This window comes from Buchnera aphidicola (Aphis helianthi) (genome assembly GCF_005083845.1).
In the GTDB taxonomy this organism is placed as follows: Bacteria; Pseudomonadota; Gammaproteobacteria; order Enterobacterales; family Enterobacteriaceae; genus Buchnera; species Buchnera aphidicola_AW.
The window spans coordinates 364,762-375,797 of record NZ_CP034894.1; the positions used below are offsets into that span (position 1 = coordinate 364,762).

Consider the following 11,036-nt stretch of genomic DNA (forward strand, 5'->3'; position numbering starts at 1 on the left):
AATATAAACTGAAAAATATTTTAAGTATTAATAAAATTATCTTGCTTATAAAAGATTTAACATGCTATAAAAGATATTTAAAAATATTTAATCCTTAACAACTAAATTAAACTAAGAAATGTCTTCTTTAAAGAAAATAAAAATAATTAAACCTGATGATTGGCATCTTCATTTAAGAGATAAAAAAATTTTAAAAAAAATTCTACGATATACTCAAACATTTTATCGACGTGCAATAATTATGCCTAATCTTAACAAACCTATTACAAATTGTAAAAAAGCTATTGCTTATAAACGTAGAATTATAAATGCATCTCAACTAAATACTAAATTTGAACCATTAATGATTTGTTATTTAACAAAAGAAACTTCTTTACAAGAACTAAAATATGGTTTTTTTAAAAAAATATTTATAGGAGCAAAATTATATCCCGATCAATCTACAACAAATTCAAAAACTGGTATAAATAAAATTAGTGAAATTTTTCATATATTAGAGCTAATGCAAAAAATAAATATGCCATTACTAATACACGGAGAAGACAATAATTTTGACATTGATATTTATGATCGAGAAGCTAAATTTATTGAAAATACGCTAGTATTACTACGTAAGACATTTCCAGAATTAAAAATAATATTAGAACATATTACTACTAAAGAAGCCGTATATTACATTGAAGAAAATAATTCACCATATTTAGCAGGAACTATCACACCGCATCATTTAATGCTTAATCGAAACAACATGTTTATTGGTGGAATTCAACCTAATCTTTATTGTCTACCTATTTTAAAAAGAAATATACATCAAAATGCTTTAAGGCAAGCTATATCTAATGGTAGTACAAGATTTTTTTTAGGAAGTGATAGTGCTCCACATCTTTATGAAAATAAAATTAATTTAATTGGATGTGCAGGAATATTTAATGCCCCATCATCTTTATTATGTTATGTCACTGTTTTTGAAGAAATGAAAGCTTTAAAATATTTTGAATCTTTTTGTTCAAAAAATGGGCCCAATTTTTATAATATCCCAATCAATAAAGAAAGCATCACACTAATAAAAAAACCTTATAAAATTTTAGAAAAAGTTAGCGTTGGTAAAGAATTTATTATACCTTTTTTATCTGGTGAAATACTAAACTGGTCTATTCTTTAAATATTTATTATTCAAATTTAATATTGTAAAAAATTAATTTTATAAGTTTCCATGAACATCATAAATAGTATTATTTTTATTTTTAAAAGATTTATACAAATTTAAAAAATTTTGATTTAAGTAAAATTTATTTTTTATAAGTTTTTTATTCTCAAGGTTAATTTTGTTTAAAAATATACATTTATTTACTATTTTATTTGAATAATTATTCAATTCATTATATTCTAAATACGGAGGAAAAACATTATAAATTTTTTCAAGTGATATCTGTATTTTTCTTTCTTTATTTAATTTATTTAATAAATAATGTTTTTTTTCTATAATAGAAAATAATTTCTTTATATTAGTTTTAGAATCTAATAAATTTATATGTTCTTCATGTATGATTTTATTTATCAAGACAAGAATATTATCTATTTTTTGTAAGGTATTAATTAATTTTTTCATTAAATATCTCTTTAAATGTATAATATTTATTAAATATAATATTATTCACTTCATAAAACAACTATTACTTCTCCATCTGTATTAATTGTTCCAGTAACAATTTTTCCATTGTTCATTTTTACACGTATTATTTCTTTAATACCTCCATTAGATAGTGCTTTTCCAGTACTAATAATTTCGAAACTAGTTCCTTTAACTCTAATAGTTACTTTTTGGTTTACTTTGATAGTCCAAAATACGCGTGTCATAAAAGATGTAATTGGTTCAAAAGGTAAAATATCACGTATATTTACTTTATTTATAACGTCTTTTTTATGTAAATAAGTACCATTAGGTAGACGATCTAAACGTCCCATTATAGTTTTTAAATCAGATTCGACAATTTTTGTACCACGAAAAATAGTTTTATTTGCTACAATGTATTTCCCTTGTACTTGTAATGCTAATTGTAAATGTTGAAATTGAGGACCACAAATATATAAAATATTAAATAAACCAAAATGATCAAAATTATTTGCTAATAAAAAGTGTGGTTTTTTACAAATTTGATTTTGTTTTAATGGAGTATGTATTAATATTTTAAAATTATTTGTATCAAGAGAGTATTCTTTTTTAAAAAATTTGTTTAAATGACTTATATAATCATTTGCATTAATTTTAAAAGATAAAAAAAGTAATAATATAAAAAAAAATTTTACTAATTTCATTTTTTTCCTTGTTGATTGAAATAATATTCAATTTATTAAAATTGATCAATAAGTACAATATATTTTAAAATTTCAAATCTGTAGTAATTTATATATAATGATAATTTATAAATTTAATTTTTAAAATTAATTTAAAATAGATTTTTTATATTAAAATATTTAATATTAAAAAAAAATAGAAATAAAAATATTATTACTGTTAAATATTATTAATAATAAGTAAAGGATATAAATATGTTTGAAAAAATAAATAAAATGTTTGATTTAAATGAAAATTTATTAAATTTCTATGCTAGAAGAGAAGAAGTTTTATCATCAAACATAGCTAATTCTGAAACGCCCAACTATAAAGCAATGGATATTAACTTTAAAGATACATTTAAAAAGATATTAAAAAAAAATAATATGAATTTTTCTAAAATTGATTTACAACTAACTTCAAAAAAACATTTAACACCAATAATAAAAAAAAATGATATTTCTTTATTCGAAACTAAACCTATTAAAACTAAAAATATTAAGGTTGATGGAAATACAGTAGATATGAATCGTGAACGAATAGAGTTTATAAAAAACACTTTAAAATATGAAGAAAATTTAATATTTATAAAAAATGAGATTAAAAATATAATGCATGTATTAAAAGGATAAAACTTATGTCTTTATTTAATATACTCAATATTGCCGGTTCAGCAATGACTGCGCAGTCAGAAAAAATAAATATTATTGCTACAAATTTAGCAAATGCAGAAAGTATAATATATAAGAATGGAAAATATTATCCATATATTGCAAAAAAGGTTATATTTAAAGCATGTAATTCCAATAAAACAGGGATCGGAGGAGTAAAAGTTTCAGAAATAATTAATGATAAAAATCCAATGCAAATGATATACGATCCAATTAATCCTTTATCTAATACAAATGGATATGTTTTAAAATCCAATGTTAATCCAATTGCAGAAACTATAGATCATATTTCAGCGTCAAGAGCTTACCAAGCTAATATAGAAGTATTAAAAACTGCTAAATATATAATATTAAAAACATTATCTATTGGTGAATAAGGAAGGATAAATGAGTCATATTAATATTGATTCTGTTATAAATAATAATGTTATTGAACAAAATAAAAATGAATCAAATAACGAATCTAATCCATTAGATCTACAAAATAATTTTTTAAGTTTATTAATTGCTCAAATTAAAAATCAAGATCCCACTGATCCTATTAAAAATACCGAATTAACATCACAGTTAGCTCAAATTAACACAGCAACTGGAATTGAAAGATTAAATAATACTGTAGGACACTTTTCTGATAAAATAAATCAAAATCAAAATATTCAAATATCTTCTTTAATTGGTCATCGAGTTATGATACCTAGTTCACAAATTGTACATACTAAAGACATGAAGACAGAATTTGGAATAGACTTAATTGGTTACGCAACATCAGTCGAAATAAAAATATTAGATAGTGATAATAAAGTTATACATGTGACAAAACTGAAAGATGCAAAACCTGGCGTATATAGCTTTATATGGGATGGTTTAGATTTAGATGAAAATACAGTTCCTACTGGAAAATATAATATTACTGTAGTAGCTAAAAATAGAGACAAAGACGTTCCTGTTCAAACTTTATGTGAAGCATTAGTAAATAGTATTATTACTTCTTCTAAAGATCCTATAATAGATTTAGGAGTAATGGGAACTACAACATTGTCTAAAATTCGTAAAATTTTCAAGTAATAATATATATTTAAAAAAATATTTAAACGTTAAATGATAAAGGAAAAACATATGTCAACTATGGAAGCTATCAGTGGATTAATGGCTAATAGTAATAATATAGATGTTGTATCTAATAATGTAGCAAATGCTTCTACTGTAGGATTTAAATCTAGTACTCTTTCTTTTTTCGATATAATATCTAATTCATTCTACTCTAACAGACCAATCGGATCTGGTGTTGGAATTGCTAATACGAGACAAAATTTTAGCAATGGAGTATTAATGCAAACAGGAAGAGATTTAGATTTAGGCATTGTACAGGATGGTTTTTTTAGAGTTTTAAATTCCAAAGGATATGTCTATTATACAAGAAATGGTCAATTTTTATTAGATAAAGATAAAAATATTATTACTATGGATGGCATGTATTTAACAGGTCAAAATCAATGTAACTTTAAAAACAATTTAAATAATATATCTAAATTAGAACCTATTAATTTAAAAAATTCTGATGTTCTTCAATCAAAACCAACAACTGAAATTAAATTAAATGCAGATTTAATTGATAATGCTAATTCTAGTAATACTATTACAGGTTCTAATGATCACATAACAAATATAGAAACAAATAATATTACTGTTTATGATCAAGACGGAAAAGCTCAAAATATAACTATTTCTATTGATAAGCAAGACAATGAATGGATTATAAAAGTTAAATCAAATAATGTAAATAATTCAAACGATGAAAAAATTGATGATACTATTCATTTAAAATTTGATTCTCAAGGCAAATTAATTTCTGATTCAACTATTAAAATTAAGTCAAAAAATTTTAAAAATCTTACTTTAGATATAAAATGTACGCTTAAACAATCAGAAAATCATAACAGTACTATACAACTTTCTCAAAATGGATATCCAAAGGGTCTTTTGAAATCTTTTGAAATTTTAAATAATGGTGAAATTCTTGGGCAATATACAAATCAAAGAATAGAAAAAATTGGACAAATATTTTTATCAAAGTTTATGAACCCAGAAAAGTTAAAACCTGAAAGTGGAAATATTTGGTCTGCAACTCAAGAATCTGGAAATGAAAATATTGGAATAGCAGGAGATAAAGGATTTGGAATTATGATTTCAAAAACTTTAGAGTCATCTAATGTTGATTTAAATAAAGAATTAATTAATATGATTGTAGCGCAACGTAATTATCAATCTAGTGCACAAGCTTTTAAAACAGAAGACAAAATAATTGGTACTTTAATTAATTTAAGATAATTTTCAAAGTTAGGTACTATAAATGGAAAATACGATTTATCAATCAATGAAAGCTGCTATTCGATTATTAGACAATCAAGGTATTATTGCAAATAATTTAGCAAATGTATCTACTAATGGTTTTAAAGAAACATTTAATCTTACTATTAAAGATGAAGATATAAATAATTTACATAAAATTAGAACACAAAAATATTATAATTTTTCAGAAGGTATACTAACAAATACTCAACGCAAACTTGATTTAATTGTTAAAGACAATGGCTGGTTAGCAATAAAAGATATAAATGGAAAAGAAGCATATACAAAAAACGGACATTTAAAAACCAATTCGAAAGGACAACTTACTATTCAAAACTATAAAGTAATTGGAAACCAAGGATATATAAAAATACCAAATAATATAAATATAAAAATTTTATCTAATGGTAAAATTCAAAAAATAGATGAACAAGAAAATAAAGATTTTGATAAAGAAATAGGATCATTAAAATTAGTACGTTTTTCCAAAAATGATCTGATCCAAAAAGATAATGGTTTATTTTATTTAAAAAATAATAAATTAAATCAATATTCAGAAGCATTACATGATGATACTGTACGAGTACAATCGGAAGTATTAGAAGCAAGCAATGTTAATCCAACTAAAAATATGATTGATATGATTTCGAATGCACGACAATTTGAAATGAATATGAAAATGATATCAATGTATGATCAAAATACAGAACGTGCAAATCAATTATTTAACATTAATAATTAAAAGGATAAAAATATGATTCCTTCTTTATGGATTTCTAAAACAGGTCTTGATGCTCAGCAAATTAATATGAATGTTATTTCTAATAATTTAGCAAATGTTAGTACAAATGGATTTAAACGAGCTAGAGCAGTATTTGAAGATTTAATGTATCAAACAATACGAGAAGCAGGAACAAATTCATCTATTGATACAACTTTACCATCAGGCTTGCAAATAGGCACAGGAGTAAGACCGGTAGCTACTGAAAGAGTTCATAATCAAGGAAATTTGTCAAAAACAGACTCATCAAAAGATGTAGCTATTAATGGTCCAGGATTTTTTCAAGTACAATTACCAGATGGTAACGTAGCATATACAAGAGATGGTTCATTTCAATTAGATCAAAATGGTCAGTTAGTAACTAATAGTGGATTTGCAATAGTACCTGAAATAAATATTCCACCTAATTCAACAAATATTAATATAGCAAGAGATGGTATTGTAACTGTCACCATACAAGGACAAACACAACCTATTTCGATTGGTCAATTAAATTTAATTAACTTTATTAATAATTCTGGATTAGAAAATTTAGGAGAGAATTTATATCAAGAAACAAAAGCTTCTGGTAACCCAATAGAAACTACACCAGGTTTAAACGGAACAGGTTTATTATACCAGGGATATGTTGAAACATCTAATGTTAACGTTGCTGAAGAATTAGTAAATATGATTCAAACTCAAAGAGCTTACGAGATTAATAGTAAATCTATCAATACTTCAGATCAAATGTTACAAAAATTATCTCAACTATAACAATTGATTTTTATGACAAAAATAAATTTAAAATTTATATATTAAAATTTTTTTTATTAAGGATCATGTTTCTGTGGTAAAGTTATTTAGTTATAAAATTAAATATTATTTAACTATTCTTGCTTTGTTATCTATTCAAAGCTGTGCTTCTATTGAACACCAATCTTTAGTAAATGGAATTACTACATCTATCGCTCCAAATGTATTTCCTAAAACTAAAAATGGTTCTATATTTCAAGAAACTGTACCTATTCATTATGGATATCAACCATTATTTGAAGACCATCGGTCGCATAATGTTGGAGATACAATAACTATTGTATTGCAAGAAAACATTAGTGCAAGTAATAGCTCGGCTTCTAATATGACTCGAAATAGTACTGCTAATTTAGGTATGACGATTTCACCAGGACAATTAAATCCTATATTAGGATTTAATATAAATGATGGTAAAACAGGTTTTGATAGTATAGGAAAAAATGATTTTTATGGAAAAGGCAGTCATTCAGCCAAGAATAAATTTACTGGACTTATTACTGTTACTGTAAAAAGAGTATTTCCAAATGGAAATTTGCAAGTAGTTGGTGAAAAACAAGTTGCTATTAATGAAGGCATAGAATGTATTAGATTTTCAGGTGTAGTTAATCCTCATAACATTAATAAAAATAATTTAGTTGCTTCAACTCAAATTGCGGATACGCGTATTGAATACGTAAGTAATAGTGGTGTTAATGAAGCTCAAAAAATGGGTTGGTTGCAACGATTATTATTAAAAATTTCTCCTATTTAGTATTGAAATTTATAAATTATCATTCTTAATATTATTTAAACTCATAAAGGATTTAAAATAATCCTTTATGAGAAAAATTTCATAATAAAACTAAAACTTATCAATTAAAAATTATTCAAAATGACATATTATATATTTTATATATAATATATATATTAAAAAAGTAGAATTAATAAGTAAATGTATAAGGTATATTATGTTCAAGATAATATCGTTATTAAAATTTATTATTTGTATTTTAATAAGTTTTTATTCTTTTGCTCATGCCGAAAAAATACGTGATTTAACTAGTATTGAAGGTATAAGGGACAATCAACTAATTGGGTATGGTTTGATAGTAGGTTTAGATGGAACTGGTGATCAATCAACACAAGCTCCATTCACTAATCAATCATTATACAATATGCTTTCTCAATTAGGTGTTACTATACCCCCAGGTACCAATATGCATTTAAAAAATGTTGCTGCTGTAATAGTCACAGCACAACTGCCTCCATTTAGTCATTTAGGAGAAAAAATAGATGTAGTAGTATCATCTATGGGTAATGCGAAAAGTCTGAAAGGAGGAACGTTGCTAATGACTCCTTTAAAAGGAACTGATAATCAAATTTATGCAATTGCCCAAGGAAATATATTAATTTCTGAAAGATTTAACCATAAAAATAATAATTTTATTAGATTTAACCAGGTAAATTCAGGAAGAATTAATCATGGAGCAACAATCGAAAAGGAAATAAATACTGATTTTGGAAAGAAAAAAATAATTAATTTACAATTAAATCAAGAAGATTTTAGTATTGCACAAAAAATTAGCGATATGATTAATGTAAAGTATCCAGATACAGCCATAGCCATTGATGCTAAAACAGTTCAATTAAATACATATGCTAATAATACAATACAAGTTCATATGCTTTCTAATATTCAAAATATAGATATTTCTATTCCCTCACAAGAAGCTAAAGTAATAATTAACCCCCGGACTGGTTCAATTGTTATGACTGAAGAAGTAAAATTAGGAACATGTATTATTTCACATAAAAATTTATCTGTAGTTATCCATAAATTAATTAATCAAAGTAATCATTTAAGTTTGTTACAATCATTATCAAATGATACAAATAATTCACTGACGAATATTATTTATAAAAATTACCTTGAAAATAAAATATTTAATCATGAAAATTTAAATAATGTAATACGAGCACTAAATTCTTTAGGAACTAAGCCTGATGAACTAATATCTATTCTTCAATCAATGAAAAGTGCGGGTTGTCTTCATGCTAAATTGGAAATTATTTAATGCAAAATTATTTATCTTTATTTAATATAATGAACCATCATGCTAAATTTGTCGATGATTTACAACATAAAGTAAAAATTAATCCGAAAAAATATGCCTTAGAAACAGCTAGGGGAGTTGAAGGTATTTTTATTCATATGCTATTAAAAAGTATGAGATGTTCTTTAACAGAAGGAAATTTATTAGATAATAATCAAAGTCGTTTATATACTGAAATATATGATGAACAAATTTCGAAAGAATTAACTAAAAAGGGAATTGGATTAACAAAGATCATTTTACAACAAATTGAACAAAAAAAAATATATTTATAACAATTTTTTAAGGGGGCCATATGAGTTCCATATTAACTTCGACTATTTCTAGTATTGATGCTATAAAAATTTTAATTGATAATACATCAGAAAAAGTTTTAAATCCTAATCATAGAAATTCATCAGAACGTATTGCAATAGAAAATAATATAGATGATTCTAATGCTAATGCAGGATTAAAAATACAAAGAGTATATGATGAATATAATGATTTTATTGAAGAAGAAAAACGAAAAACTAGTGAACGCGTACAAGATGAGCAAACACGAATTGAAGAATATTTAAAATTAGAGAATTTATTTATTGAAAAAATACATATATTTAATGATTTAATGAATACACTATACTCTTCTATACAAGAAAATATAGTTAATAAAAATCAAAATGTATTTAATGAAGAAATTGAAAAAAATTTAAAAAATATTGTAAATGGATTGAAAAATTTTAATGAAAAATTAACTTTTTTAGAAAAAGATGTTAAAAACATTATATTAGAAAAAATAAAAAAAGCAAATATATTAATTAATAAAATTTATAATCTTAATATTGATATTCGTTATTTTCCAGTTAAACAAGTTCCTAATGGTATCTACAAATATATTGATCAAAGAGATCAGTTGGTTAATGAGCTAAACGATATTATTGGTGTAACAGTAGTTAAAGATCATAATAATTTTGAAGTACGTTTACATAACGGTATGTGTCTTATTAATGATGATAAAAAACAAAATTTAATGGTATTAACATCTGAGACTGATGATAAATATATAAGCGTAGCATATTGGGATAATAATGAGAAAAAACTAAAAAAAATGGAACATATGATTCCAAGTGGATCTTTAGGTGCTCTTTTTTCATTTCGAAGAGAAGAATTACAAAATGCTAAAAATAAGCTTGGACAACTAACTATAAATTTTGCTGATAGTATTAATGAAAATCATACATTAGGATACGATATACTTGGTAATCTTGGTAAACAAGTATTTAATATTAGTACACCTGAAATCATATCTAGTTCAAATAATATATCAAATCCTTTTACCTCTATTAAATGGATATCTACTAGTGATGCACAAGATACTAATTACATCGTATCTATGCAGAATAACCATTGGATTGTTAAAAGATTACGCGATCAAACAATATGTGAGGAACTAGAAGTATACAAAAACAGTAACAATACATATCTTACCTTCGATGGTATGGAATTAAAAATTGAAGGAAATAATAATGAAGGTAATATGTATATGATTAAACCATATTCTAAAACATTAGATGAGTTAGAATTATTAATTGTAGAAAATAGTCCATTTGCATTTTCTTCAACAAATGATATCAGTCAGCAAAATAAAAATAACGCAATTATTATACATAATTTAAACAAAGACAAATTAGTAAACAAAAAAGATACATTAGGTACATCTTATTTAAAATTTTTAAAATCTATATCTTATAAATGTAATGATCTTGAAGAAAAAGTACCTTTTAAACGTCAAATGATTGAAATATTAAAAAAGAAAAAACTATCAGTTTCTGACGATATAAATGAAGATTATCAAAAACTCAGTTATGAACAAAAATGTTATATTGCGAATGTTAAAATTTTAAAAATGGCTGAAAGTATTTTTAATGATATTGTCGATTGTTATAGCTAATATTTATATTTTTTTTTAAAAATAAAAACTTACTTTTAAAAAGTAAGTTTTTATTTTTTATATTTAATCCTTAATGAAAAAT

The 11,036-nt window shown here is 23.8% G+C and carries 13 protein-coding genes; 11 read left to right on the plus strand and 2 right to left on the minus strand.

What is annotated here, in order from left to right; translation table 11 throughout:
• Positions 1–118: 118 nt before the first annotated feature.
• The gene (gene pyrC / locus D9V62_RS01700; protein ID WP_158340085.1) at positions 119–1,162 is read left to right on the plus strand and encodes a dihydroorotase; all 1,044 of its coding nucleotides are present in this window, start codon (positions 119–121) and stop codon (positions 1,160–1,162) included.
• 39 nt (positions 1,163–1,201) lie between these two features.
• Here the strand turns inward: pyrC and flgN are convergent, their stop codons facing one another.
• Both flgN and flgA read right to left on the minus strand, forming a co-directional pair.
• The gene (gene flgN, locus D9V62_RS01705) at positions 1,202–1,609 is read right to left on the minus strand and encodes a flagellar export chaperone FlgN (protein ID WP_158340086.1); all 408 of its coding nucleotides are present in this window, start codon (positions 1,607–1,609) and stop codon (positions 1,202–1,204) included.
• 50 nt (positions 1,610–1,659) lie between these two features.
• On the minus strand, positions 1,660–2,316 hold the full coding sequence (gene flgA, locus D9V62_RS01710; protein WP_158340087.1) for a flagellar basal body P-ring formation chaperone FlgA: 657 nt from the start codon (positions 2,314–2,316) through the stop codon (positions 1,660–1,662).
• 234 nt (positions 2,317–2,550) lie between these two features.
• On the opposite strand from flgA, the gene flgB reads away from it, so the two are divergent.
• The 10 genes from flgB to D9V62_RS01760 all read left to right on the plus strand — a co-directional run bounded on the left by flgB (position 2,551) and on the right by D9V62_RS01760 (position 10,954).
• Positions 2,551–2,967 (plus strand): flagellar basal body rod protein FlgB, encoded by a 417-nt coding sequence (gene flgB / locus D9V62_RS01715; protein WP_158340088.1) that lies wholly within the window; start codon positions 2,551–2,553, stop codon positions 2,965–2,967.
• Between the two features lie 5 nt (positions 2,968–2,972).
• On the plus strand, positions 2,973–3,383 hold the full coding sequence (gene flgC, locus D9V62_RS01720; protein WP_158340089.1) for a flagellar basal body rod protein FlgC: 411 nt from the start codon (positions 2,973–2,975) through the stop codon (positions 3,381–3,383).
• A gap of 10 nt (positions 3,384–3,393) precedes the next feature.
• On the plus strand, positions 3,394–4,071 hold the full coding sequence (locus D9V62_RS01725; RefSeq protein WP_158340090.1) for a flagellar hook assembly protein FlgD: 678 nt from the start codon (positions 3,394–3,396) through the stop codon (positions 4,069–4,071).
• A 51-nt stretch (positions 4,072–4,122) separates the two neighbouring features.
• A complete protein-coding gene (locus D9V62_RS01730) occupies positions 4,123–5,334 on the plus strand; it encodes a flagellar hook protein FlgE (RefSeq protein WP_158340091.1) in 1,212 nt (403 codons plus the stop codon).
• Between the two features lie 22 nt (positions 5,335–5,356).
• Entirely contained in the window at positions 5,357–6,097 is a 741-nt protein-coding gene (flgF, locus tag D9V62_RS01735; protein ID WP_158340092.1) for a flagellar basal-body rod protein FlgF, read from the plus strand.
• 12 nt (positions 6,098–6,109) lie between these two features.
• Positions 6,110–6,892 carry a flagellar basal-body rod protein FlgG gene (flgG, locus tag D9V62_RS01740; RefSeq protein ID WP_158340093.1) on the plus strand — a complete coding sequence of 261 codons (783 nt, stop codon included), beginning with the start codon at positions 6,110–6,112 and terminating at the stop codon, positions 6,890–6,892.
• A 73-nt stretch (positions 6,893–6,965) separates the two neighbouring features.
• Positions 6,966–7,682: a flagellar basal body L-ring protein FlgH gene (locus D9V62_RS01745; RefSeq protein WP_158340094.1), complete on the plus strand. Its 717-nt coding sequence runs from the start codon at positions 6,966–6,968 to the stop codon at positions 7,680–7,682.
• 196 nt (positions 7,683–7,878) lie between these two features.
• Complete coding sequence (locus D9V62_RS01750; RefSeq protein WP_158340095.1) at positions 7,879–8,985, plus strand: flagellar basal body P-ring protein FlgI; 1,107 nt, start codon at positions 7,879–7,881, stop codon at positions 8,983–8,985.
• Positions 8,985–9,299: a rod-binding protein gene (locus D9V62_RS01755; RefSeq protein WP_158340096.1), complete on the plus strand. Its 315-nt coding sequence runs from the start codon at positions 8,985–8,987 to the stop codon at positions 9,297–9,299. The genes D9V62_RS01750 and D9V62_RS01755 overlap by 1 nt, the downstream gene beginning before the upstream one ends.
• A 20-nt stretch (positions 9,300–9,319) precedes the next feature.
• Complete coding sequence (locus D9V62_RS01760; RefSeq protein ID WP_158340097.1) at positions 9,320–10,954, plus strand: FlgK family flagellar hook-associated protein; 1,635 nt, start codon at positions 9,320–9,322, stop codon at positions 10,952–10,954.
• Positions 10,955–11,036 lie beyond the last annotated feature (82 nt).

Bases quoted from the DNA above. Each gene is read 5' to 3' on its own strand.
- D9V62_RS01760 (WP_158340097.1), top strand. From the start codon at position 9,320: ATGAGTTCCATATTAACTTCGACTATTTCTAGTATTGATGCTATAAAA.
- pyrC (WP_158340085.1), top strand. From the start codon at position 119: ATGTCTTCTTTAAAGAAAATAAAAATAATTAAACCTGATGATTGGCAT.
- flgG (WP_158340093.1), top strand. From the start codon at position 6,110: ATGATTCCTTCTTTATGGATTTCTAAAACAGGTCTTGATGCTCAGCAA.
- flgN (WP_158340086.1), bottom strand. From the start codon at position 1,609: ATGAAAAAATTAATTAATACCTTACAAAAAATAGATAATATTCTTGTC.
- D9V62_RS01730 (WP_158340091.1), top strand. From the start codon at position 4,123: ATGTCAACTATGGAAGCTATCAGTGGATTAATGGCTAATAGTAATAAT.
- D9V62_RS01755 (WP_158340096.1), top strand. From the start codon at position 8,985: ATGCAAAATTATTTATCTTTATTTAATATAATGAACCATCATGCTAAA.
- flgA (WP_158340087.1), bottom strand. From the start codon at position 2,316: ATGAAATTAGTAAAATTTTTTTTTATATTATTACTTTTTTTATCTTTT.
- flgF (WP_158340092.1), top strand. From the start codon at position 5,357: ATGGAAAATACGATTTATCAATCAATGAAAGCTGCTATTCGATTATTA.
- D9V62_RS01750 (WP_158340095.1), top strand. From the start codon at position 7,879: ATGTTCAAGATAATATCGTTATTAAAATTTATTATTTGTATTTTAATA.
- D9V62_RS01725 (WP_158340090.1), top strand. From the start codon at position 3,394: ATGAGTCATATTAATATTGATTCTGTTATAAATAATAATGTTATTGAA.
- flgB (WP_158340088.1), top strand. From the start codon at position 2,551: ATGTTTGAAAAAATAAATAAAATGTTTGATTTAAATGAAAATTTATTA.
- flgC (WP_158340089.1), top strand. From the start codon at position 2,973: ATGTCTTTATTTAATATACTCAATATTGCCGGTTCAGCAATGACTGCG.